This is a genomic window from Micromonospora sp. CA-263727 (assembly GCF_050942455.1).
In the GTDB taxonomy this organism is placed as follows: domain Bacteria; phylum Actinomycetota; class Actinomycetes; order Mycobacteriales; family Micromonosporaceae; genus Micromonospora.
Map to the genome: position 1 here is coordinate 1611667 of NZ_CP192031.1, position 23470 is coordinate 1635136.

The window sequence follows — 23470 nt, forward strand, 5'->3', positions numbered from 1 at the left end:
CGGCCAGACACGTGAGGAGCGTTCGTATGGCAGTGCAGACCGGACTGGGTGAACCGCGGGGCCCCTGGTTCGTCTCGCCGGACCTCGACCCGGACGGGCGGGGACGGCCGGACGGAGCCGCGGGGGCGCGGGACCGGGCGGCGTGGAGCTGGCGCCGGCGACTGCTGGCGGGGCTGGCGGTGCTGGCGCTCTCCACCGGCTCGGGGGCGCTGGCCGGCGGCTGGGTGGCCAGCCGCGACGGTGGCCCGGGACCGGCTGCGGCGTCGGCCGCACCGGTGCCGGCCGAACTGGTCACCGCCGCCGAGAAGACCGTGCCCGGGGTGGTGTCGGTGCTGGTCGGCGGGGCCGGTGGGCAGTCGGCGAACGGTTCCGGCTTCGCCGTGGACTCCGAGCAGCACATCATCACCAACGACCACATCCTGGCCAAGGGGCGGGGCGGCCCGGTGACGGTGGAGTTGCCGGACGGCCGGCGGTACGCCGCGGAGGTGGTCGGCCGGGAGCCGGGCAGCGATCTCGCGGTGCTGAAGGTGCCGCCGTCGGCCGGGTTGGCGCCGCTGCCGCTGGCCAAGCCGGGGTCGACCCGGGTCGGCGAGCCGGTGCTGGCGGTCGGGTCACCGCTGGGGCTCTCCGGCACGGTCACCGCCGGCATCGTCAGCGCGCTCGACCGTCAGGTGCGGCTCGGCGACAACCGGCACCGGGCGGTGCAGACCGACGCCTCGATCAATCCGGGCAACTCCGGCGGGCCACTGGTCAACGCGCGGGGTGAGGTGGTCGGGGTGAACACCGCGATCGCCACGATCGACGGCAACGGTTCGATCGGCATCGGATTCGCCATCCCGATCGAGCAGGTGCAGCAGACCGCCGACACGATCATCGGCAAGGGCGGTTGATGCACGGAGAGTCACTGTCTGATTGCGGAGAGATGAGTAAACTGTCGGATTTCCGGCGAGCGATGATCGGGAAATGGAAATATTACGCTGAGTATGGATACTGGCGTGGGTGGAGCGTCCTCTCATCGCGGCCCTCCTGTTGGTGGGGCTCATCATCGGAAGTGGCGTCGGGTCGTCGTACGCCCGCGCCCGGCGCGGCTGGAACGACTACCAGGCCGCGAAGAAGACCGTGCCCGGCGCCCGGAGCGCCGCGTGGCTGCTGATCAAGGTGGTCACCACGAAGATCGGGGTGATCGCCCTGCTGCTGATCGGGGCGGTCGCCTACGCCGCCGCCGGTGGAGGCGACGAACCGGCCCCCGCGGCGCCGAACCCGAGCAGCACGCCCGACGAGAGGCCGGCACGCTAGACCGGCCGGCAGTGCTGGCCGGTCGGCAGTGCCGGCCGGCCAGGCTGGCGGGCGGGGCTGGCACGCTAGCCTCAGGGCGTGGACGACGGAATGCGGGTGACCGACCGGTGGGTCGTGCCCGCCGCCGAGCTGCGGGAGCGGTTCTCCCGGTCGTCCGGGCCGGGTGGGCAGGGCGTCAACACCACCGATTCCCGAGTCGAGCTGAGCTTCGACCTGGCCAACTCGCCGACCGTCCCGGAGCCGTTGCGCGTCCGGGCGCTGGACCGGCTCGCCGGCCGGCTGGTCGACGGCGTGCTGACCATTGCCGCGAGCGAGCACCGGGCCCAGTTGGCCAACCGGGAGGCGGCCCGGGAGCGGCTGGCCGCGCTGCTGCGCGAGGCGGTCGCCCCGCCGCCCCCGCCGCGCCGCCCCACCCGCCCCTCACGCGCCGCCAAGGAGCGCCGGCTGGCCGAGAAGAAGCGCCGGTCCCAACGCAAGCGCGACCGCCGCGCCGACAGCGACTGACCCCGCGCCCCCGCCCGTCAGGTGATCAAGAGGTTGCCTCCAGATCTCGGCCGGTTCTGACGTAAACCTCTTGATCGACGCGGGCGGGCGGCGGGAACGAGTTTATTGATGCCTGTCGCTTGGTTTGGTTGAATGCGTGCGGGAGCAACCGGGCCGTCACATCGCATCCACGACACGTGACAGGAGTTCCCTCATCATGCTCCGAAGGCCTCTGCTCACCGCCCCCGCGGCCGCGTTCCTGGCCGTCGTCCTCGCCGCCACCGCGTGGTCGGCGCTGCCCGCCCCGCCCGCCAACTCCGCGGTGTCGGCCCAGCCGTTGTCCGTCGCCGCGCCGGCCCCGCTGGCCGACCCGGTACGGGTCATGCCGCTCGGCGACTCGATCACCGGATCCCCGGGTTGCTGGCGCGCCCTGCTCTGGAACCGCCTCCAGTCGGCCGGGTACACCGCCGTCGACTTCGTCGGCACCCTCGGCCCGCAGGGGTGCGGCCAGCCGTACGACGGCGACAACGAGGGCCACGGCGGCGCCCTGGTCACCAACGTGGCCAACCAGAACCTGCTGCCGGGCTGGCTGTCGGCGACCCGGCCCGACGTCGTGCTCATGCACTTCGGGACCAACGACGTGTGGAGCAACATCGCCCCGGCCACGATCCTGGCGGCGTACGGCAGGCTGGTCGACCAGATGCGGGCCAGCAACCCCGCGATGCGCGTCCTGGTCGCGAAGATCATCCCGATGGCGCCGAGCAGCTGCGCCGAATGCGGTCAGCGGGTCGTGGCCCTCAACGGCGCCATCGACGGCTGGGCGGCGGGCAAGACCACCGCGCAGTCCCCGATCGTCGTGGTGGACCAGTGGACCGGCTTCAGCACGGCCGCCGACACCTACGACGGGGTGCATCCCAACGCGGCCGGCGACCGGAAGATCTCCGACCGGTGGTACCCGGCGCTGACCGCCGCCCTGACCGGCGGCCCGACCCCGACGCCGACCCCGACGCCGACCCCCACCGCCACGCCCACCCCGACGGCCACGCCCACGCCCACCCCGACGTCGGCCGGCTGTGCGGCGAGCTACCGGGTGGTCGGTCAGTGGCAGGGCGGGTTCCAGGCAGAAGTGACTGTCCGTAACTCCGGGACCACCTCGATCGCCGGCTGGGTGGTCCGGATCGACTTTGCCGACGGTCAAACGATCACCCAGGCGTGGAGCGCCGAGGTGACCCAGAGCGGGTCGACGGTTACAGCACGTAACGCAAGTTGGAACGGTGCCCTGGCGCCGGGTGCCCAGACCACCTTCGGCTTCCTCGGTACCGCCGGTGCCACCAACACCGCTCCGGCCGTGAGCTGCGTACGGTCCTGACGGTCGGGGCCGGGGCCGGCACGGCCCCGGCCCCGCGATCCGGACCGGCTCGCGGCTCGGGCCGCACCGGTGGCTCAGGCGGGCGTTGGTGGCTCAGGGCACGGGGATCGCGGCCAGCAGGCGGGCCCGCAGGGCGGCGGCCCGCTCGGCGAACTCCCGCTGCGCCTGGACGTACTCGTGCCGACCGTCGACGGTCTCCACCCGGATTGGCGGGCAGCCCAACTCGGCCAGGTCGTACGGCGACGCGCGCATGTCCAGCGTGCGGATCTCCCGCGCCAGGGCGAAGCAGTCGGCGACCAACTCGGACGGCACCAGCGGAGAGAGCTTGTACGACCACTTGTAGAGATCCATGTTGGCGTGCAGGCAGCCCGGCTGCTCCTGGGCGTGCTGCGTCTCCCGGGTCGGACGCAGCACGTTGAGCGGCCGGGCCGGCGCGGTGAAGAAGCGGTACGCGTCGAAGTGGCTGCACCGTACGCCGCGCTCCTCGACGACCTCGGCGGTGCGCTCCGGGGACAGGCGCAGCGGCCAGGCGTTGTGCCGGACCTCCTGCTGGCTCTGCCGGTAGACCATCGCCCACTCGTGCATCCCGAAGCAGCCCAGGTGCGGCGGTCGTCCCGCGGTCGCGGCCAGCAGGGCCGTGATCCACCGCAGCGAGTCGGCGCGCCGGGCGCGTACCGCGTCGGTGTCGAGGGCGACCCCGGCGGGGAGGGCGTGGTAGTCCGGGCCGAAGTCGGCGGGATCGGCCTCCCGCAACACCACCCCCGCGCCCGGATGCCACCGCCGCAGCTGCGCCGGCCGGTGCGAGTAGTAGGTGAAGAGGAAGTCCTCCACCGGGTGCTTCTCGCCGCGTCGGCGACGAGCCAGGTGGGGGGTGAGCCAGGCGTCCACCCGCTCCTCGTGGGCCCGGCGGCGGGCCCGCCAGGCGGCCGCGTCGAGCACGGCCGGGGCGAGGGCGCTGGCGGTCACCGCCCAAGGGTACGACCGCCGCCCACCCGCCGGTCAGGGCACGCCGACCCGGACCCCGGCGGAGAAGACCCCGCTGCGCAGCTCCAGCAACTGCGGCGCGTCGCGGCCCTGGACCGTGAAGACCAGCGGCAGCACCAACCGGCTGTTGGCCGCCATCGGCTCGGCGAAGACGTCCCGCCCCTGGTTGGCCCGTCGGGTCGCCGGCTCGTCGGTGGTGACCCAGTTGCCGTTCGTCAGGTACGCCCGTTGCAGCTTGCCGTGCCAGCTCTGATGCTCCGGTGTGAGGTTCCGGACCCCGACGGTCGCCTGGCACTGCCGCGCGGCCTGGCCCGGGTCGCAGATCATCCGGTAGACGGTGAACTCGAACGCGTCCTCGCGCAGCGGCACGCCGAGCCCGCCGGCCACCCCGGTGCCCTTCCACGCGCCACTGGTCGGTTGGCTGTCGGTGTCGATCGCGGCGACCCGCCGGGTGGCGGACCACGCCGCCGCGCCGACCGTGGCCGCCAGCACCGTCGCGGCCACCGGCACGATCAGCCAGATCGGCGGGGTACGCCGGCGGCTCGGTGGGCGGGGGTGGCCGGGCGGGGATAGACCGTGCCCGGCCCCGCCGAGGCCAGCGCGGCGGCGACCGGCCGCCGGTTACGCCGCCAGGCGACGATGGCGACGACGCCGAGCGTCAGCAGCGCGACCGCGCCGGCCAGCAGCGCGGGTGCCTGGCGACGCCATCCCGTCGCCTCCTGCGGCTGCGCCGCCACGGCCTGCGGGTCCGTCCAGGTGGCGGTCGCGCAGTCGTACGGCTGCCGGCCGTCGCTGGCGAACGCGCAGGCCGGCGCGGTCAGCGGTTGCTGCGCGGCGGCGGTGCTGAGGGTGGTCCCCAGCGTGGTGGTGCTGCGCGGGGGCAGCTTCAGCCGCCAGGTCACCTCGGTCGCCGTCGAGCCACCGGGACGCACCTCCCGGCCGCCGTTGCTGATCGCGGTCGCCGAGACACCCTGGGGCAACTCCTGGCGCACCGTGGTGTCCACCGGGGTGTTGTCCGCGTTGCGGACCTCGATGCGGTACCCGGGCTCGGTGGTGTTCTGCGGCGCGACCGCCACGCTGACCTTCGGCTTCGCGGCCGGCGCGACGACCCGCGTCGGTGTGGGCACCGCCGGCGGCGCGGAGGGCATGGTGGGCTCGGGTGACGCCGCCGCCCGGGGCGGTCCGGCCGCCGCGACGTCCGCGGTGGTGGCCGCCGGCAGCAGCGGCAGGGCGGTGAGGAAACCGACGCAGTGCACGATCGCCGCGAGGGTCCTGTGGTGTCGTGTCGATGCAGGCATGCGAACGAACCTCCGCAGCCGACGCTAGGTGCGGGGTCGCGTCGAGCGGGTACGAAGCGGTGAATCCGGCACCGCGGGCGACCGCCGCAGGTAGGCTGCCCCACCCGGGCTGCGGCCCGGACTAGATTGGCCTGGTGCGTATCGCTCGTTTCGCTCATGCCAAGGGAATGTCGTTCGGGGTCGTCGAGGGGGAGCCGGAGGCGGGCCCGCAGGGGCTCACCATCGCCGAGATCTCCGGCCACCCGTTCGGTCAGATCACGTTCAGCGGTGTCCGGTGGGCGCTGTCCGACGTCCGGCTGCTCTCGCCGATCCTGCCCAGCAAGGTGGTCTGTGTCGGCCGCAACTACGCCGAGCACGCCGCCGAGCACGGCAGCGAGGTGCCGAAGGAGCCGCTGCTGTTCCTCAAACCCTCCACCTCCGTCATCGGTCCGCGGGACGCGATCCGGCTACCGGAGTTCAGCAAGCAGGTCGAGCACGAGGCGGAGCTGGCGGTGGTGATCGGCGCGCCGGGTGCGCGCCGGGCGGACCGGGCCGCGGCGGAGCGGGCCATCTTCGGCTACACCTGCGCCAACGACGTCACCGCCCGGGATCTCCAGCGCTCCGACGGCCAGTGGACCCGGGCCAAGGGGTTCGACTCCTTCTGCCCGATCGGGCCCTGGATCACCACCGGCCTCGACGTCACCGATCTGGAGATCCGCTGCGAGGTGGGGCGCGACCCGGAGGAGATGGAGGTCCGTCAGCTCGGCCGGACCCGGGACATGGTCTTCGACGTGCCGGCTCTGGTGTCGTACGTCTCGCATGTGATGACGTTGTTGCCCGGCGACGTGGTGCTGACCGGTACGCCGGCGGGGGTTAGCCCGCTCACGGAGGGGGATACGGTGACCGTCCGGATCGAGGGCGTCGGCGAGTTGACCAACCCGGTCGTCTCTGCGTCCTGATCCGGGCAGAGTCCCTGTTTCCGCTGCTCAGGGCGGTTTCCGGAACTCGATTTGGCCTCTAGGTGCCGGGAGGGTAGAGTTTGATCCCGGCGCCGCAAGGGGCCAATGGGGTATGGGGTAATTGGCAGCCCGACTGATTCTGGTTCAGTTAGTCTAGGTTCGAGTCCTGGTACCCCAGCGCAGCCGAGATTCAGCAGAATCGAGGTCGCTGGATTCTGGTGGGGTTCAGCACCGATGCACCGCAAGGGTTTTCGGTCACGAGTTCTGGTAGAGTTCGGCGGCACCACCGCAGGGTGGTGCCGCAAGTGTGTGTTCTGGCCCCGTCGTCTAGCGGCCCAGGACGCCGCCCTCTCAAGGCGGTAGCGCCGGTTCGAATCCGGTCGGGGCTACAAGTTCGGACGGCTCGTTCCGCTTCGGTGGGCGGGCCGTTTCGTGTTGTGGCTGACTCTTCACTTCCCGCGTGCGTGCTGTCCCGCCTGCCGGCTCGCCCTCCAGCCGCCCCGGTGCCGCGTCACCTGATCGGGTGAACCCCGTCGCGGCCTGGGGGCACGCGGCCCCGCCGACCCCAGCTACGGCCGAGCCGAAGGACGCCGCTAGACTACTGCCGCACCGCCCCGTGCGGGGTGGTGAACCAGAAAGTGCCTGGCCCCGTCGTCTAGTGGCCCAGGACGCCGCCCTCTCAAGGCGGTAGCGCCGGTTCGAATCCGGTCGGGGCTACAGATACACGGCCCGTCCCCTCCCGGGACGGGCCGTTCCGCATCCCCACAGGGTCTAGAGGCCGGAGAGGCGCTGGCCGGCTCGGACCACGGCCATGGCGTGGCGTTCGCCGGGGCGGCGGCCCAGGCGTTCGATGGGACCGGAGATGCTGATCGCGGCGATCACGCGGCCGGTGCGGTCGCGGATGGGGGCGGAGACGCTGGCCACACCGGCCTCGCGCTCGGCGACGCTCTGCGCCCAGCCGCGGCGGCGTACCTCGGCGAGGGTGCGGCCGGTGAACTTGGAGCGGGGCAGCAGCGGCATCACCGCCTCGGGCGGCTCCCAGGCGAGCAGTATCTGCGCCGCCGATCCGGCGATCATCGGCAGCACCGAGCCCACCGGGACGGTGTCCCGCAGGCCACTGGCCCGTTCGGCGGCGGCCACGCAGATCCGCTCGTCCGCCCGGCGCAGGTAGAGCTGGGCGCTCTCGCCGGTGGCGTCGCGCAACGCGGCCAGCAGCGGCTCGGCCGCCGTCAGCAGCACGTCCGGCGCGGCGTTGGCCAACTCGCCCAGCCGTGGACCGGGACGCCAGCGGCCCTGGGTGTCCCGGACGAGCATCCGGTGAATCTCCAGCGCCTGCGCCAGCCGGTGCGCGGTGGCCCGGGGCAGCTTGGTGCGTTCAACGAGTTCGGCCAGGCTGGCGCCGTCGACACAGGCGGCCAGGATGACCACCGCCTTGTCGAGAACGCCGACACCGCTCATACTGTGTCCCACAAGCCGAAACTTACCTCCCAGAATTTAGGATGTCCAGATGGTGGGAGTCACTCCTGAGCCGAGGACCCTGGCCGAGAAGGTCTGGGACGCGCACGTCGTCCGGTCCGCCGATGGTGAGCCCGATCTGCTCTTCATCGACCTGCACCTGCTGCACGAGGTGACCAGCCCGCAGGCGTTCGACGGGCTGCGGCTCGCCGGCCGCCGGGTGCGTCGTACCGACCTCACGCTCGCGACCGAGGACCACAACACCCCGACCGGGTACGCCGACCCCGCGTTCCAGCTGCGCCGTGGCGATCTGCTCACCATCGCCGATCCCACCTCGCGGACCCAGATCGAGACGTTGCGGCGCAACTGCGCCGAGTTCGGTGTGAAGCTGCACCCGCTGGGCGACGAGAACCAGGGGATCGTGCACGTCATCGGCCCGCAGCTCGGCCTCACCCAGCCCGGCATGACGATAGTCTGCGGCGACTCGCACACCGCCACCCACGGCGCGTTCGGTGCCCTGGCGTTCGGCATCGGCACCAGCGAGGTCGAGCACGTGCTGGCCACCCAGACGCTGCCGCAAGCCCGGCCGAAGACGATGGCGGTCACCGTCAACGGCCAACTCGGCCCCGGCGTCACCGCGAAGGACCTGGTGCTCGCGCTGATCGCCAAGGTCGGCACCGGCGGCGGGCGCGGGCACATCGTGGAGTACCGCGGCGAGGCGATCCGGGCGCTCTCCATGGAGGGGCGGATGACCATCGCCAACATGTCCATCGAGTGGGGCGCCAAGGCCGGCATGATCGCGCCGGACGAGACCACCTTCGCGTACCTGAAGGGGCGGCCGAACGCGCCGGCCGGCGCGGACTGGGACGCGGCGGTGGCCTACTGGCGGACGCTGCCCACCGACGAGGGCGCGAGCTTCGACGCCGAGGTGATCCTGGACGCCGCCGAGATCGCGCCGTTCGTCACCTGGGGCACCAACCCCGGCCAGGGCGCGCCGCTGGGCGCCGTGGTGCCGGACCCGGACGACTTCGGCACCGAGCCGGAGCGCGCCGCCGCCCGCCGCGCGCTGGCGTACATGGACCTGCGCCCGGGTACGCCACTGCGCGACCTCCCGGTCGACGTGGTCTTCGTCGGCTCCTGCACCAACGGCCGGCTGGAGGACCTGCGGTCCGCCGCCGACGTGCTGCGCGGCCACCGGGTCGCCGACGGCGTACGGATGCTGGTGGTGCCCGGCTCCGCCGCCGTCCGGGAGGCCGCCGAGGCCGAGGGGCTGGACAAGGTCTTCACCGATGCCGGGGCCGAGTGGCGGTTCGCCGGCTGCTCCATGTGTCTGGGCATGAACCCGGACACGCTCTCTCCGGGGCAGCGCTCCGCCTCGACCTCCAACCGCAACTTCGAGGGCCGCCAGGGCCGGGGTGGGCGTACCCACCTGGTGAGCCCGCCGGTCGCCGCCGCCACCGCCGTGACCGGCCGGCTGGCCGCCCCCGCCGACCTGTAGAAGGGCTGCGACAGATGGACAAGTTCACCGTGCACACCGGCACCGCCGTGCCGCTGCGTCGGTCCGACGTGGACACCGATCAGATCATCCCGGCCGTGTACCTCAAGCGGGTGACCCGTACCGGTTTTGCCGACGGGTTGTTCAGCGCATGGCGGGAGGACCCGGGATTCGTACTCAATGATCAATCATATGCGGGTGCGTCGATTCTTGTGGCCGGGCCGGAGTTCGGCACCGGATCGTCCCGGGAGCACGCCGTGTGGGCGCTGCGCGACTACGGCTTCCGTGTGGTGATCTCACCCCGCTTCGGTGACATCTTCCGGGGCAACGCGCTCAAGGAAGGTCTGCTCCCGGTCGAGCTGGAATTGAAAGCCGTCGAGCAGATCTGGGGTCTGGTCGAGGCCGACCCGACCGCCGGGATCACCGTCGACCTGGCCGCCCGCCAGGTCCAGGCCGGCGGCTCCACCTGGTCGTTCCCGCTGGACGACTTCAGCCGTTGGCGGCTGATGGAGGGCTTGGACGACATTGGACTCACCCTCCGGCACGAGGCGCAGATCGGTGCCTTCGAGGCCGCCCGCCCGCCCTTCCTGCCCCGGGTCGCCTAGCCGTTCGCCGCGGTCTCCAGCCGATTTCGCCCCCACCGGTGCCACCGGTGGGGGCGAATCCGTTACGACACAAGGGCTTTTTTCCACCGAATGTTTGTGTCCCGGCAGCACAGGGCATACCGTGCGCGCAGAATGGCTCGCGTCGAGTCAGTTGCACAATCAGGAGGAAGTCGTGAACAAGGCCGAGCTTATCGAAGCGCTCGCCGTTCGCCTGGGGGACCGGAAGACGGCGACGGCCGCGCTCGACGCGGTCCTCGCTGAGGTCCAGGCGTCGGTTACCAAGGGCGAGAAGGTGGCGATCACCGGTTTCGGAGCGTTCGAGAAACGCGTCCGGGGCGCCCGAACAGCCCGCAACCCGCGTACGGGCGAGGCGGTGAAGGTCAAGAAGACATCGGTGCCGACCTTCCGCCCCGGCGCCGGGTTCAAGGAGATGGTGGCCAGCGGCAAGGTGCCGAAGGCGACGGCGGCGGCGAAGAAGATCGCCGCGTCCGCCGCCAAGGCCACCGGTACGAAGGCGGCCGGCGCCAAGGCGACCACCGCGAAGAAGACCACGGCGGCGGCGAAGACCACGGCGGCGGCGAAGGCCACGGCGGCGAAGAAGACCACCGCGACCAAGACCGCAGCGGCCAAGAAGACCACCGCGACCAAGACCGCGGCGGCGAAGAAGACCACCACGAAGGCCGCCCCGGCGAAGAAGACCGCGACAAGGACCACCGCGGCCAAGACGACCGCTGCGGCAAAGAAGACCGCCGCGGCCAAGACCGCGACGGCGAAGAAGGCCCCGGCGAAGAAGGCGCCGGCCAGGAAGGCGGCAACCCGGCGCTGAGCCGGCCGTACCACGAAGGCGTCCGCCATCCCGGCGGGCGCCTTCGCCGTGCTCGGAGGCCGTCAGCGGGGCGAATCGTTGACCGGGGCGGTGTCCGGCATCCAGAATCGCCGCACCGCCCCTCGGCGAAGAGAGGTACCGTGCTGCGCCACCGTCACCTTGGTACCGCCACCCTGGCCCTGGGCGTCGTCGTCCTGGTGGATGTCCTCCAGGTCTTCCTGCCGTCGGTCATCACCATCTTCGGCCAGGCCGCGTCGACGCCGGCCGAACTGCTCGGGGCGTTCGCGCTCGGCTGGTTCGTGCTCGCGCTCGCCGCACCGGCGCTCATCCTGCGGGTCGGTGCCCGCCCCGTCGGCCTCGCGGCGGCCGTTCTGCTGGGTGCCAGCCGGCTCGCGCTCACCGCCGGGCCCGGCGGCCGGACGCAGCTCTGGCTGGCCGCCGCCGGGCTGTTGGCCGGCCTGGTGTGGCTGGCCGCCACCGCGGCCCGGGTGCAGCGTCCGGTGCCCGGGCTGACGCTCGGGCTGGCCGTCGGCGCGTTGGGTCACGCCCTGCTCGGCACGCACGACCTGGTGTGGTGGGGGCGCTGGGAGGCGTGGGCGCTCAGCGTCGTACCGGTGGCGTTGCTGCTCGCCGGAGTGGCCGCGCCCGTGCGCCGTCCCGGATCGGGCACTCCGCTGTCGGGACGCCGGACCTGGCTGCTTGCCGGGCCGGTGCTGCTGCTGGGTGGCATGGTCGCACTGTCACCGGCGGTGGCGGGCACCGCGATGTCGTTCTGGTACGGCCGCGCCGGCACCGCCACGCCGCCCGCGTTCGCCCTGGCTCCCCTCGCGGCCGCGGTGGCGCTGTTCGTGTTCGGCGCGCTGACCCCGCCCCACCCACGGTGGCGTCCCCTGCCGCCGGTGCTGCTGCTGGCCGGTGCGGTGCTGTTCGGGTACGGGCCGCCGCCGTGGCTCGTCTTCGCCATCCTGCTCACCGCGGCGGGCCTGGGCGGCTGCCTGGCACTGGCCGACGCCGCGCCGGCTGACGTCGCACCGGCCGTCGCGCCGGCTGACGTCGCACCGGCCGTCGCGCCGGCTGACGTCGCACCGGCCGAGGCTGCACCGGCCGTGGCCGGCGGCATCGAGCCGGCGGCGGCTGGCCGGGCGTACGCGGCGGTCGGCGGGATGCTCGTCTTCGCCGTCGTGGCGGTGCTGTACTACGCCGCCTACGACATCGGCTACCCCAATGGCTGGCTGCCCGTCGGGGTGGCCGTCCTGGTAGGCGTGGTGGCGCTGGGCGGTCGTCTCCGGACCCCGCCGCCCACCGCGCCGCCGTCGGCGCGATCCCGCCCGCCCGTCGCGCGGTCGTCCCCGGCCGCCGCGGAGCTGCCCGCGGGACCGGTGGCGGTGCTGGCCGCCCTGATCGCCCTCGCCGCCGCGTGGGTGCATGGGCCGTGGCTGGTGGCGAGCAACCGGGACGGGCCGCCGGAGCAGATCCGGATGGTGTCGTACAACATCCGGATGGGTTTCGGCCTCGACGGCCGGCTCGACCTGGCCGCCCTCGACCGCGCGATCGGCCGGGCCGACGTGGTGGTGCTCAGCGAGGTCGACCGGGGCTGGCTGCTCAACGGCGGCCACGACACGCTGCACCTGCTCGCCGCCCGGCTGGAGATGCCCTACGTCTTCGCGCCGGCAGCCGACCCGCTCTGGGGCGACGCGGTGCTCAGCCGTTGGCCGGTGGACCGGGCCCGGACCCGCCCGCTGCCCGCGGTGGGCGCACCCACCGGGGCGCAGGCGCTCGGCGTCACGGTGGATTTCAGCGACGGCGTTCGGCTGGCCGTGGTGAGCACCCATCTGCAACCACCGCCCGGCGAGGACCCGGTCGTGCAGGCCCGTGCCGTGGCCGAGTTCGCCACCGGGTACGCCGACGGCCTGCCGCTGGTGGTCGCCGGGGACTTCAACACCGAGCCGGGCGACCCGGCGTTCACCGCACTCACCGGCGTCGGCCTGGTCGACGCGTTGGCGTCCGGGCGTCCGTTGCCCACCAGCCCGGCCGACGACCCACGGGAGCAGATCGACCACGTCTTCGTCTCGCCCGACCTGGTCGCCACCGATCCCGTCGCGGTGCGCAGCACCGCCAGCGACCATCTGCCGGTCGCCGTCACCCTCACGTTGCCCACCGGCTGAGCGGCGGCGGTCCGCGCATGCCTTCAGAGCCGGTCGGCGGCGACGAGCCGGTCGTCGGTGAAGGCGAGCAGCCAGCCGCCGCCCTTGCCGGTGGTGTAGTCGGCGGACCGCCCGGCGAGCCGCTCCAACGCCCCCGGGATCACTTTGCCCTGACTGCACACCGCCACCGGTTCGCCGGCCGCCGCCAGCGCGGTCAGCCGCGCCGCGGCGGCCAGCACACACTCGTCCGGCTGCTGGCCGGCGAGCGGTTCGTCCAGGTCTCCGCAGACCTCGATCGGCAGGTCCAGTGCCGCGGCGGCCGGGTCGAGGGTCTGCACGCACCGGCGCGGTGAGGCGGAGAACAGCCGGGTCGGGCGGATCAGCGCGACCAGCGGCGCCAACGCGTACGCCTCGGACCAGCCACGGGCGTCCAGCGGCCGTCCCGCATCCGGCCCGGCCCAGGCCAGCCGATCGCCGGCGTGCCCGTGCCGGGCCAGCACCATCGTCGCGGTGACCCGGGGCAGCGCGGCGAACGCGGCCAGCACCTCCGCGTCGTGCGGGTAGCTGACCAGCGCCACCGCCTCGTCCACGGCCAGCCAACGCACCTCGTCGACCTCGGTGTCGGGCTCGAACCCGCCGCTGCCCACCGCCCGCATGGACCAGTAGTCGACCACCTTGAGCCGGCCCTCGCTGCGGTACCGTACGGTCGGCAGCCGTAGCTCGGGCACCGCCTGGGCGTCGGCCTCCTCGGCGACCTCCCGAGCGGCGGCGATCAGGGGATGCTCGCCCGGCTCCAGCTTGCCCTTCGGCAGCGACCAGTCCCCGTAGCGGGGGCGGTGCACCAGGCACACCTGCGAACCACCGGGCCCGGTCGACCGCCACACCACCCCGCCGGCCGCGTGGATCGCGGTCACGCCGGCCACCGGTTCCGGCTCCGCCGGGTGGCCGACCGCCGGGCGTACGGGATATCCGCCATCTGCTCAGCCTATTCCCATGGCCGCTCAGCCGGCCGTGCTGCCGACCCGGCGCAGCAGCAGGCTCTGTAGGTGGGCCAGGGGCGTCTCCGGGGAGCCGGTGCGCCGGGTCCAGGTGCCGTCGCCGGCCAGCTCGAACGCGTCGACGTCGGGGCTCATCGCCGCGCCGAACACGTGGTCCAGCTCGGCCCGGGCGACCGGGTCGCTCACCTGGACCAGCGCCTCGACCCGCCGGTCCAGGTTGCGGTGCATGAGGTCGGCCGAGCCGATCCAGAACTCGGCGTCGCCGTTGTTGCCGAAGCGGAAGACCCGGGAGTGTTCCAGGAACCGGCCGAGGATCGAGCGGACCCGGATGTTCTCCGACAGCCCCGGCACCCCCGGCCGTAGCGTGCACATCCCCCGGATGATCAGGTCGACGTGCACGCCGGCCCGGGACGCGCGGTACAGCGCGTCGGTGATCTCCTCGTCGACCAGCGCGTTCACCTTGAACTGCACGAGCCCCGGCATGCCGAGCCGGACGTGCGTGATCTCGCGTTCGATCCGTTCGATCAGGCCGCTGCGGATGCCCTGCGGCGCCACCAGCAGCCGCCGGTACGCGGTCTGCCGGCTGTAGCCGGTGAGCACGTTGAACAGGTCGGTCAGGTCGGCGCCGATCTCCGGGTCGGCGGTGAGCATGCCGAAGTCCTCGTAGAGCCGCGCGGTCTTCGGGTGGTAGTTGCCGGTGCCGATGTGGCAGTAGCGCCGGATCTGGTTGCCCTCCTGGCGTACCACCAGGGCCGTCTTGCAGTGGGTCTTGAGACCGACCAGGCCGTAGACCACGTGGCAGCCGGCGCGTTCCAGGGTCCGGGCCCAGCCGATGTTCGCCACCTCGTCGAAGCGTGCCTTCAGCTCCACCAGCACCACCACCTGCTTGCCGGCGGCGGCGGCCTCGACCAGCGCGTCCACGATCGGCGAGTCGCCGCTGGTGCGGTAGAGCGTCTGCTTGATGGCCAGCACGTTCGGGTCGGCCGCGGCCTGCTCGACGAAGCGCTGCACGCTGGTGGCGAAGGAGTGGTACGGGTGGTGCACCAGCACGTCCCCGTCGCGCAGGGTGGCGAAGACGCTGCGTGGCACCTCGCCCTCGGTGAGCCGGGGGTGGGTGGCCGGCACGAACGGCGGGTCCTTCAGGTCGGGCCGGTCGGCCTCGCCGTACAGCTGCCACAGGGCGGAGAGGTCGAGCAGGCCGCGGACCCGCAGCACGTCCTGGGCGTCCATGTCCAGTTCCCGGACCAGCAGCTCCAGCATGTGGTCGGAGATCGACGCGGCCACCTCCAGCCGCACCGGCGGGCCGAACCGCCGTCGGGCCAGCTCCCGCTCCAGCGCCTGGAGCAGGTCCTCGTCGCGGTCCTCGTCCACCTCCACCTCGGCGTTGCGGGTCACCCGGAACAGGTGACACTCCACCACCTGCATGCCGGAGAAGAGCTGGCCGAGGTGGACCGAGATCAGGTCCTCCACCGGCAGCATGCGGACCCCGGGCTGGTCCCGGTCGACCCGGACGAACCGGGGCACGTTGTTCGGCACCTTCACCCGGGCGAACAGTTCGGGCCCGCCGTCCGGGTCGCGGACCGACACGGCCAGGTTGAGCGACCGGCCCGAGATGTACGGGAAGGGGTGGGCCGGGTCGACCGCGAGCGGGGTGAGCACCGGGAAGATCTGCTCGCGGAAGTAGGTGCGCAGCCGCTCCCGCTCGGCGTCGCCGAGGTCGGCCCAGCGCAGCACCCGGATGTCCTCGGCGGCCAGCTTCGGCAGCACGTCGTCGACGAAGCAGGCGGCGTGCCGGGTCACCAGGGTGGCGGCCTTCCCGGCGATCAGCTCCAGCTGGGTACGCAGCGGCATTCCGTCGCCGCCGCGTACCGGCAGGCCGGCGGAGAGCCGGCGCTTGAGCCCGGCCACCCGGACCATGTAGAACTCGTCGAGGTTGCTGGCGAAGATGGCCAGGAACTTGGCGCGTTCCAGCAGCGGGGAGCGCTGGTCCTCGGCGAGCGCCAGCACCCGGGCGTTGAAGTCGAGCCAGGAGAGTTCCCGGTTGAGGAACCGGTCCTCCGGCGGGGCCCAGGCGCTCGCCGGCTGGTCTTCGGCGGGTTCCGGCAGCCCTGGCTCGGCCACCGGGTCCAGCACCTCCTCCAGGCCGGCGGAGCCGGCCGCCAGGTCGGTGCCGGCGAGCTCGTCGGGGGCCGGCCGGGTGGCGGTGGTGTCGTCGGGGGTCGGCCCGGTGGCGCGGAACCGCCCGTCGGCCCCCCGGGGGCGGCCTCCGTTGCGGCTGGCGGGGTCGTCGGTACCGGCAGGGCTGGCAGGGCGTTCGCGAGGGGTGCTCACCTGCTCATAATCACCCGACTCGGGTTAACGCAAAATGAACTTGGGCTGGGTAGGTCAGGACATCGTCGGCAGCGTCACGCGGACGACGTCACCGCCGGCGTCGGTCTCCACCCGGACCCGCTGACCGAGCCGGAGCAGCCGCAGCCCGGAGGCGTCGAACGCCCGGGCCGGGAAGGGCAGTTCGGTGCCGTCGTCGAGCAGCAGGAGCCCGCTACGGTTCGCCGCGTCGAAGGTCGCCACCGTGCCCTGCATGCCCAGCACCGTACACCTCGGCGGGTGGGTCAGCGCCGTGGTGCGCGGCCCGAGCCCGAGCCGGGCCGCCATGGTCAGATCCTCGGCGGTGTCCACGTCGCGGCGGAGGCTGGGCCAGTCGCCGGCCAGCGGGCACGCCCCGCTCGCCAGGTGCGCCGCGGCCGAGTCGGGCCCGAACCGCGGGTCCAGCGGTACGCCCGGCGGCGCGGCCAGCAGCACGGTGCCGGTGCCCGGGGCGTCGGCCACGAAGCGGCGTACGCCCGGCGGGTCGGCCTGCGCCGCGCGCAGCGCCGCCGCCAGCTCGGCCGGACGCAGCGCGGGCAGGTCGGCGGTGAGCCCGGCCACCCAGCCGCCGACGCCGGCCGAGCCGTGCCGGAACGCGGCGTTGAGCCCGGCGTCCGCGACGTCCGGCAGCACCCGGGCGCCCGCCCGGCGGGCCGTCGCGCCCACCCGGGCGTCGTCGGTGACCACCAGCACCTCGGCCACCCCCGGGCAGGCCCGCACCGCGTCCAGCGTGTCGGCGGCGAGCGCCAGCGCCAACTCCTCGTGCGGTACGCCCGGCACCCCGCCACGCAGCCGGGTCTTCGCGGCGGTCAGGCGCTTGACCGGCACCACCACCGTCCATGGCTGACTCACACCTGCCATTCTGCCAGCCCGACGGCGGTACCCTCACTGGCCGTACCAGGGGCGAGCAGGCATGATTTCGGCTGCGGACGTCACCGGACTTCTCCGGTGGGCGGGTCGGGGCGGCCACGAGGAGGCACGGTGGGTCAGCGCAGGCTGGGGTTCTGGCAGTGGTTCGCCGTGGTGCTGGTCAAACCGGTGATGACCGTCTGGACCCGGCGTACCTGGCGGGGCATGGAGCATCTGGGCCAGGACGGCCCCATGATCATCGTGGCGAACCACATCTCGCACGCCGATCCGCTGGTCTCGGCCCACTTCATCTACGACGCCGGGCGGTGGCCGCAGTTTCTCGGCAAGGCGAGCGTGTTCAAGGTTCCGGTGATCGGCTGGATTCTGCACCGGTGCCGGCAGATCCCGGTGGAACGGGGCTCGGTCGACGCGGTGAAGTCGCTGGACGCCCTGGTCAAGGCGCTCGACAAGGGCGGTGCGGTGGTCATCTACCCGGAGGGCACCACCAGCCGAGAGCCGCAGTTGTGGCCGATGAAGGGCAAGACCGGTGCCGCCCGGCTGGCGCTCGCCACCGGCGCCCCGGTCGTCCCGGTGGCGATGTGGGGGCCGGAGCGCATCTTCGATCCGCGCCGCGCCCGGATCAACCTGCGGCCGCGGATCCCGGTGACCGTGGTGGCCGGGCCGCCGATCGACCTGAGCCGCTGGGCCGGCGCCGCGCCGAGCCGGCAGGTGCTTGAGGAGATGACCGACGTGATCATGCTGCGGCTGCGGGACATGCTCGCCGAGATCCGGGGCGGCACACCGCCGCCGCTATGGCAGCGCGGGAGCCGGTCGAGGGCCGAGGGCCAGCACCCGGAGGCCGCCGCATGAGCGAGCGTCAGCGAGTGAGTCTTGTGCCTCTCGGCGGCGCGGAGCGTGGCGGAGTGCGGTCATGAGCGGGCATGTGGCGGTGCTGGGCGCGGGATCGTGGGGTACGGCGTTCGCGAAGATCCTGGCCGATGCCGGACGGGACGTCACGCTCTGGGCCCGGCGGCAGCCGATCGCCGACGTCATCCGCGCCGAGCGGCGCAACCCGGAGTACCTGCCCGGGGTGGTGCTGCCGGAACGGGTGACCGGTACCGGCGACGCCGCCGAGGCGATCTCGGGCGCCGAGATGGTGGTGCTGGCCGTGCCGTCGCAGACGCTGCGCGGCAACCTCGCCGAGTGGGTCGGGCACCTGCATCCCGGGGCCACCCTGGTCTCCCTGATGAAGGGCATCGAGCTTGGCACCACCAAGCGGATGAGCGAGGTGATCGTCGAGACCGCCAAGGTGGCGGCGGACCGGGTGGTGGTGGTCTCCGGACCCAACCTGGCACCGGAGATCGCCGCCGAGCAGCCGGCCGCCACCGTGGTCGCCTGCACCGACTCGGACCGGGCGACGCTGGTGCAGCGTTCGATCACCACGCCGTACTTCCGCCCCTACACCAACGACGACGTGATCGGCTGCGAGCTGGGCGGGGCGGTGAAGAACGTGATCGCCCTGTCGTACGGCATCGCCACCGCGATGGGCTTCGGCCACAACACCCGGGCGATGCTGGTCACCCGCGGGCTGGCCGAGACCGCCCGGCTCGGCGTCGCGCTCGGCGCGGACCCGCTCACCTTCGCCGGCCTGGCCGGCATGGGTGACCTGGTGGCCTCCTGCTCGTCCCCGTCGGCCCGCAACCGCACCTTCGGCGAGCACCTGGGGCGGGGCGCCACCCTGGAGGAGGCCCGGGTGGCCACCCGGCAGACCGCCGAGGGCGTGAAGAGCGCCCTGGCCATCCGGGACCTGGCCCGCGCGCACGGGGTGGAGATGCCGATCACCGAGCAGGTCGAGCTGGTCTGCCACGAGGGCGTCGACCCACGGGTCGCGGTGCGCGCCCTGATGAGCCGTACCACCAAGCCGGAGTGAACGACATGAGCGAGTACCGGTGGCTGTCCCCGGAGGAGTACGACCGGCGGTACCCGTCGCAGGGTGACGGCACCCGGTGCGTCCACGCCGGGCTGCCGGCGCCCGTGCCGGGCGCGCCGTTCCTGCCCGGTCCGGTCTTCGCCGCGCCGTACCACCTCGACCCGCGGCACGGGCCGGCGACGGCACCGAACGGGTACGGGCGTCCGGACAATCCCACCCGCCGGCTGCTGGAGGCGGCCATCGGCGAGCTGGAGGGCGGCGACTGCCGGGTCTTCGCCAGCGGCCAGGCGGCGATCACCGGGCTGCTGCTGGCGGTGCTGCGGGCCGGCGACACGGTGGTGCTCCCCGCCGACGGGTACTTCCCGGTGCGCGCGTTCGCCACCGACACGCTGGCCGGCAACGACGTACGGGTCTTGTTCGCGCCGACCGCCGGGCCGTACCCGTCCTTCGAGGGGGTGCGGCTGGTGCTGGTGGAGACGCCGGCCAACCCGGGGCTGGACGTCGTCGACCTGCCCGCCCTGGCGGAGCAGGTGCACGCCGCCGGTGCCCTGCTGGCGGTGGACAACACCACCGCCACCCCGCTCGGGCAGCGCCCGCTGGATCTCGGCGCGGACCTGGTGGTCGCCTCCGGCACCAAGGCGATGACCGGCCACTCCGACCTGCTGCTCGGCTATGTCGCCACCCGCTCCGCGGAGCTGCTGGAGCGGGTCGTCGCCTGGCGGACCGCCACCGGTGCGGTGCCCGGGGCGTTCGACGCCTGGCTGGCCCACCGCTCGCTGGCCACGCTCGATCTGCGGCTGGGCCGGCAGACGGCCAACGCCGAGGCGCTGGCCCATCTGCTGGCCGGACGCGCCGACGTGTCCGGGCTGCGCTGGCCGGGCCGGCCCGAGGACCCGGCGTACCCGGTGGCGTCCCGGCAGCTGCGGCGGATGCCGGGGGTGCTCTCCTTCGACCTCGGCAACGCCGAGCGGGTCGCCCGGTTCCTCGACGCGGCCCGACTGGTCGCGGCGGCGACCTCCTTCGGCGGCCTGCACACCACCGCCGACCGGCGGGCGCAGTGGGGTGACGACACCGCGCCCGGCTTCGTCCGGCTCTCCTGCGGCGTGGAGGACACCGCCGACCTGGTCGCCGACGTCGCCGCCGCGCTGGACGCCGCCGCCTGATGACGCCCGGTCCCTCCCCGGCCGAGCGGGACGCCGTGGTCGCCCGGTTGCGGGATGCCGGCTGCGTCTGGGCCGAGGACGAGACCCGCCTGCTCGTCGAGGCGGCCGGCAGCCCGGAGGCGCTGGCCGCTCTGGTCGATCGACGGGTCACCGGGGAGCCGCTGGAGTACCTGCTCGGCTGGGCGGAGTTCTGCGGTGAGCGGATCGCCGTCGAACCCGGGGTGTTCGTGCCCCGGGCGCGTACCGCCCTGCTGGTCTCGGCGGCCGTCGCGGTGACCGGACCGGCGGCGGCGGTGGTGGTGGAGCTCTGCTGCGGCTCCGGCGCGATCACCCGCGCGCTGGCCCGTCGGCTCGCCGCCCCGCGACTGCGGGCCGCGGTGGACCTGGACCCGGTGGCGGCGGCCTGCGCGCGGCGGAACCTGGCCGCGCTGGCCGTGCCGGTCTTCGTCGGTGACCTGTTCGACCCGCTGCCGGCGGCCTGGCGCGGCAGCCTGGACCTGGTGGTGGCGAACGCCCCGTACGTGCCGACGGGGGCGATCGGGCTGATGCCGTCGGAGTCCCGCCGGTACGAGACGCCGGTGGCGCTCGACGGCGGGCCGGACGGGCTGGCGGTGCTGCGCCAGGTCGCCGCCGCGGCATCGGGCTGGCTCGCCCCGGGCGGGCACCTGGTGGTGGAGGTCGGCTCGGATCAGGTCGACGCGCTCCGGTCGGCGCTGACCGAGGCCGGACTGGTGCCGGTGGTGGTCCGCGACGACGACCTCGACGCCACCGCGATGGTCGGCTGCCAGCCCGCCTGCGGCGGGCACCCGAACCAGGACGACCCTCGCGTGCCGTCCGCTTGGCCAGGTGCTGATCGACCGGTTGGTCGACCGGCGTGGCGGGCGGACGGGACGAGAACTAGCCTCACGTCAGGTCGGGACGGCGGGAGGCGGAGTTCGGGTGGGTAGTGCGACGGTGCCGGTGGTGGTCGGGATCGACAACGGCGGTACGAGCAACAACGCCACGGTGCTCACGCTCGACGGGCGGTTTCTGGTCGACGAGCTGGTGGAGACGCCGAGCGAGGTGCAGGCCGGGCCGGAGGCCGCGGTGGCGGCGATGGCCGCCGCCTTCGACGGCGTGCTGGCCCGCATCGGGGCGTCCCGTGATCTGGTCCGGGCGGTGGGCCTGGACACGCCCGGCCCGGCCAGCGCCAGCGGGGTGATCTCCTCGAAGGGGTCGACGAACTTCTCCCAGCCGGCCTGGCGCGGCTACGACATCCGGGGTGCGCTGGAGCGCCGGCTGGGACTGCCGGTGGTCTACCACAACGACGGCAACGCCGCCGCGCTCTACGCCCACCACGTCCACTTCGGCGCGGAGGCGATGCGGCGATCGTCGGTGTCGGCGATCGTCGGCACCGGGCTGGGCGGCGGCCTGGTCGAGAACGGCCGGGTGATCGCCGGTGCGGCGGGGATGGCGGGCGAGCTGGGGCACGTGCACATTCCGCTGGCGGGCGTGCTGGCGCCGCAGCAGCCGGTGCCGGTCTGCGCCTGCGGTTTCGCCGGTGACGTGGAGAGCATCGCCTCACTGACCGCGATCGAGCGCAACCTGCTGCCGTACTGGCTGTCCCGCTTTCCGGAGCACCCGCTGGTCGGCGCGCCGCCGGAGCGGGCGGCGAAGCTGGTCCGCGGCTACGGCGAGCGGGGCGACGAACTGGCCCGGGAGATCTTCGCCCAGCAGGCGAGGGCGCTCGGCGCGCTCTTCACCATCGCGGCCAACTTCACCGACCCGCACGCGTACTTCATCGGTGGTGGGGTGGTGGAGACGGCGCCGGAGTTCCGGGACTGGTTCCTCGCGCAGGTACGCGAGCACACCGTGCTCCGCGCGGAGCAGGCCGCGCTGGCCACCTTCGCGCTGGTGCCGGAGCGTGACATGGCCGGCGCGCGGGGCGTCGCGCTCGCCGCGTTGGAGGCGGCACGTGCCCTGCCGACCCCGCCGCCGCTGGTCGGCGACTGAGAGGGGGCTGACCGGGCCGGCGGTGCCCTTACCGGCCCGGTCAGCGGCTCAGTGGCGCGGCTCAGCGCACCGGCGGGGCCTGGGCGAAGGCGGTCCAGGCCCTCGGCGGGAAGAGCAGCAGCGGGCCGTCCGGGTCCTTGGAATCGCGTACGGCCACCGTCCCGGGGACGACCGCCACCTCCACGCAGGCTCCCTCGTCGCCGCTGCGGCTGCTCTTGCGCCACCCGGCCACGGCCACCGCCGCGTTGGTCGTCGGTGTCATGCCACTACCGTCCCTTCAGGAGTTTGAAGATTGCGTCGCGGCTGGCCGTCGGGCTCAGCGCGACCGTTCGCAGGTGCTCCATGATCTTGGTGCAGGTACGCAGGTCGCCGGGGCGGTCCAGGACCATCTGCCCGGCGACCGTCTCCACGGAGGCGATGATCGGGTCCTCCGGGTCGGCGAATTCGAGGATGTGCAGTGAACCGCGGGTGCCCCGGTGGTAGCCGGCGACCAGCGGGATGACCTGGACGGTGATGTTCGGCAGGTCGCTCATCTTGAGCAGGTGGCCCAGCTGCGCCTGCATCGCCGACTCGTCGCCCACCGGACGCAGCAGCGCGGCCTCGTCGAGGATCGCGTCGAATATCGGCGGCTCGTCACCGGCGAGCCGCTGCTGCCGGTCCAGTCGCAGGTGTACGCGCTCCTCGACGTCCTTGTCGCTGAGGGTGTGCGGGCCGCCGCGCATGACTCCGCGGATGTAGTCGGCGGTCTGCAACATGCCCGGCACCACCGACGGCTCGAAGTTGGCGATGCCGGTGGCCTCGGCCTCCAGCGCGATGAAGTCGATGGTGCGCCGGTCGAGCAGGTACGAGTAGGAGACCCACCAGCCGGGCTTGCGCGCGTCCTTGGCCAGCGAGACGGCCGCCGCGACCTCGTCCGCGCCGACCCCGTAGAGGGTGAGCAGGGCGCGTACGGTGGCCGGGCTGACCAGGGTCTGCGCGTTCTCGTAGCGGGACAGGGTGCTGCGGGTGCTGTTGATCTCGTCGGCCGCGGCCTCCAGGGTGAGGCCGGCGGCCTCCCGATGGTGGCGTAGGGCGATGCCCAGCCGGCGGGCGCGTGCGGTCTTCGGAGCCATGCATCGATGGTCGCACGTATTTGGGACTCTGTACATGAGAGAACGTCGGTGAGAGTTGCATTCATGCCCATGGAGCTGTCAATCTGTTAGCACGTCCTCACCGCCGGTTGTCGTGGCGACGGTGGTGGTGAGCGACCGGAGGGGATGGGGCGCGCGGCGGTCGGGT

At 73.3% G+C, this 23470-nt stretch carries 20 protein-coding genes, 3 tRNA genes and 2 pseudogenes; 17 read left to right on the top strand and 8 right to left on the bottom strand.

Annotated elements, in window-relative coordinates; translation table 11 throughout:
• Window positions 1-26: 26 nt before the first annotated feature.
• The 4 genes from ACQPYA_RS07375 to ACQPYA_RS07390 all read left to right on the top strand — a co-directional run bounded on the left by ACQPYA_RS07375 (window position 27) and on the right by ACQPYA_RS07390 (window position 3148).
• Complete coding sequence (locus tag ACQPYA_RS07375) at window positions 27-890, top strand: S1C family serine protease (RefSeq protein ID WP_433531896.1); 864 nt, start codon at window positions 27-29, stop codon at window positions 888-890.
• A gap of 109 nt (window positions 891-999) precedes the next feature.
• Window positions 1000-1296, top strand: a complete 297-nt coding sequence (locus ACQPYA_RS07380; protein WP_433531897.1) for a hypothetical protein — start codon at window positions 1000-1002, stop codon at window positions 1294-1296.
• Window positions 1297-1374: 78 nt separating this feature from the next.
• A complete protein-coding gene (gene arfB, locus ACQPYA_RS07385; RefSeq protein ID WP_433531898.1) occupies window positions 1375-1800 on the top strand; it encodes an alternative ribosome rescue aminoacyl-tRNA hydrolase ArfB in 426 nt (141 codons plus the stop codon).
• A gap of 196 nt (window positions 1801-1996) precedes the next feature.
• Window positions 1997-3148, top strand: coding sequence for a cellulose binding domain-containing protein (locus ACQPYA_RS07390; protein WP_433531899.1), 1152 nt, complete (start codon window positions 1997-1999; stop codon window positions 3146-3148).
• Window positions 3149-3241: 93 nt separating this feature from the next.
• Here the strand turns inward: ACQPYA_RS07390 and ACQPYA_RS07395 are convergent, their stop codons facing one another.
• Together ACQPYA_RS07395 and ACQPYA_RS07400 are read right to left on the bottom strand one after the other, a co-directional pair.
• A complete protein-coding gene (locus ACQPYA_RS07395) occupies window positions 3242-4114 on the bottom strand; it encodes a 3-methyladenine DNA glycosylase (RefSeq protein ID WP_433531900.1) in 873 nt (290 codons plus the stop codon).
• A 33-nt stretch (window positions 4115-4147) separates the two neighbouring features.
• Window positions 4148-5430, bottom strand: a pseudogene (locus ACQPYA_RS07400) (hypothetical protein).
• Between the two features lie 134 nt (window positions 5431-5564).
• Here ACQPYA_RS07400 and ACQPYA_RS07405 point away from each other — a divergent pair.
• The 4 genes from ACQPYA_RS07405 to ACQPYA_RS07420 all read left to right on the top strand — a co-directional run bounded on the left by ACQPYA_RS07405 (window position 5565) and on the right by ACQPYA_RS07420 (window position 7085).
• The gene (locus tag ACQPYA_RS07405; RefSeq protein WP_433531901.1) at window positions 5565-6368 is read left to right on the top strand and encodes a fumarylacetoacetate hydrolase family protein; all 804 of its coding nucleotides are present in this window, start codon (window positions 5565-5567) and stop codon (window positions 6366-6368) included.
• A 106-nt stretch (window positions 6369-6474) separates the two neighbouring features.
• Window positions 6475-6546, top strand: a tRNA-Gln gene (locus ACQPYA_RS07410).
• A 138-nt stretch (window positions 6547-6684) separates the two neighbouring features.
• Window positions 6685-6757 (top strand) — tRNA-Glu (locus ACQPYA_RS07415).
• Between the two features lie 255 nt (window positions 6758-7012).
• A tRNA-Glu gene (locus ACQPYA_RS07420) sits at window positions 7013-7085 on the top strand.
• A 54-nt stretch (window positions 7086-7139) separates the two neighbouring features.
• Here ACQPYA_RS07420 and ACQPYA_RS07425 read toward each other — a convergent pair.
• Window positions 7140-7826: an IclR family transcriptional regulator gene (locus ACQPYA_RS07425; RefSeq protein ID WP_092373513.1), complete on the bottom strand. Its 687-nt coding sequence runs from the start codon at window positions 7824-7826 to the stop codon at window positions 7140-7142.
• A 49-nt stretch (window positions 7827-7875) separates the two neighbouring features.
• Here ACQPYA_RS07425 and leuC point away from each other — a divergent pair, with 49 nt between their 5' ends.
• From leuC to ACQPYA_RS07445, 4 genes are all read left to right on the top strand, one after another.
• Complete coding sequence (gene leuC / locus ACQPYA_RS07430) at window positions 7876-9321, top strand: 3-isopropylmalate dehydratase large subunit (RefSeq protein ID WP_433531902.1); 1446 nt, start codon at window positions 7876-7878, stop codon at window positions 9319-9321.
• A gap of 14 nt (window positions 9322-9335) precedes the next feature.
• Window positions 9336-9923, top strand: a complete 588-nt coding sequence (gene leuD, locus ACQPYA_RS07435; protein ID WP_433531903.1) for a 3-isopropylmalate dehydratase small subunit — start codon at window positions 9336-9338, stop codon at window positions 9921-9923.
• Window positions 9924-10095: 172 nt separating this feature from the next.
• Complete coding sequence (locus ACQPYA_RS07440) at window positions 10096-10749, top strand: HU family DNA-binding protein (protein ID WP_433531904.1); 654 nt, start codon at window positions 10096-10098, stop codon at window positions 10747-10749.
• Window positions 10750-10892: 143 nt separating this feature from the next.
• Window positions 10893-12914 (top strand): endonuclease/exonuclease/phosphatase family protein, encoded by a 2022-nt coding sequence (locus tag ACQPYA_RS07445; RefSeq protein WP_433533407.1) that lies wholly within the window; start codon window positions 10893-10895, stop codon window positions 12912-12914.
• Between the two features lie 23 nt (window positions 12915-12937).
• On the opposite strand, the gene ACQPYA_RS07450 is transcribed toward ACQPYA_RS07445, so the two are convergent.
• From ACQPYA_RS07450 to cofC, 3 genes and pseudogenes are all read right to left on the bottom strand, one after another.
• Entirely contained in the window at window positions 12938-13816 is an 879-nt protein-coding gene (locus ACQPYA_RS07450; RefSeq protein WP_433531905.1) for an NUDIX hydrolase, read from the bottom strand.
• Between the two features lie 78 nt (window positions 13817-13894).
• The gene (locus ACQPYA_RS07455) at window positions 13895-16222 is read right to left on the bottom strand and encodes an RNA degradosome polyphosphate kinase (RefSeq protein ID WP_433531906.1); all 2328 of its coding nucleotides are present in this window, start codon (window positions 16220-16222) and stop codon (window positions 13895-13897) included.
• Window positions 16223-16504: 282 nt separating this feature from the next.
• Window positions 16505-17110, bottom strand: a pseudogene (gene cofC / locus ACQPYA_RS07460) (2-phospho-L-lactate guanylyltransferase); the annotation flags it as partial.
• Window positions 17111-17239: 129 nt separating this feature from the next.
• Here cofC and ACQPYA_RS07465 point away from each other — a divergent pair.
• The 5 genes from ACQPYA_RS07465 to ACQPYA_RS07485 all read left to right on the top strand — a co-directional run bounded on the left by ACQPYA_RS07465 (window position 17240) and on the right by ACQPYA_RS07485 (window position 22192).
• Window positions 17240-17977: a lysophospholipid acyltransferase family protein gene (locus tag ACQPYA_RS07465; protein WP_433531907.1), complete on the top strand. Its 738-nt coding sequence runs from the start codon at window positions 17240-17242 to the stop codon at window positions 17975-17977.
• 61 nt (window positions 17978-18038) lie between these two features.
• The gene (locus tag ACQPYA_RS07470; RefSeq protein ID WP_433531908.1) at window positions 18039-19037 is read left to right on the top strand and encodes an NAD(P)H-dependent glycerol-3-phosphate dehydrogenase; all 999 of its coding nucleotides are present in this window, start codon (window positions 18039-18041) and stop codon (window positions 19035-19037) included.
• Window positions 19038-19042: 5 nt separating this feature from the next.
• Window positions 19043-20200, top strand: coding sequence for a cystathionine gamma-lyase (locus tag ACQPYA_RS07475; protein WP_433531909.1), 1158 nt, complete (start codon window positions 19043-19045; stop codon window positions 20198-20200).
• Window positions 20200-21147: a putative protein N(5)-glutamine methyltransferase gene (locus tag ACQPYA_RS07480; protein WP_433531910.1), complete on the top strand. Its 948-nt coding sequence runs from the start codon at window positions 20200-20202 to the stop codon at window positions 21145-21147. The genes ACQPYA_RS07475 and ACQPYA_RS07480 overlap by 1 nt, the downstream gene beginning before the upstream one ends.
• Entirely contained in the window at window positions 21140-22192 is a 1053-nt protein-coding gene (locus ACQPYA_RS07485; protein ID WP_433531911.1) for an ROK family protein, read from the top strand. The genes ACQPYA_RS07480 and ACQPYA_RS07485 overlap by 8 nt, the downstream gene beginning before the upstream one ends.
• Window positions 22193-22253: 61 nt before the next feature.
• Here ACQPYA_RS07485 and ACQPYA_RS07490 read toward each other — a convergent pair whose 3' ends face one another.
• Window positions 22254-22454: a DUF397 domain-containing protein gene (locus tag ACQPYA_RS07490; protein WP_433531912.1), complete on the bottom strand. Its 201-nt coding sequence runs from the start codon at window positions 22452-22454 to the stop codon at window positions 22254-22256.
• Between the two features lie 4 nt (window positions 22455-22458).
• Entirely contained in the window at window positions 22459-23304 is an 846-nt protein-coding gene (locus tag ACQPYA_RS07495; RefSeq protein WP_433531913.1) for a helix-turn-helix domain-containing protein, read from the bottom strand.
• Between the last annotated feature and the right edge of the window lie 166 nt (window positions 23305-23470).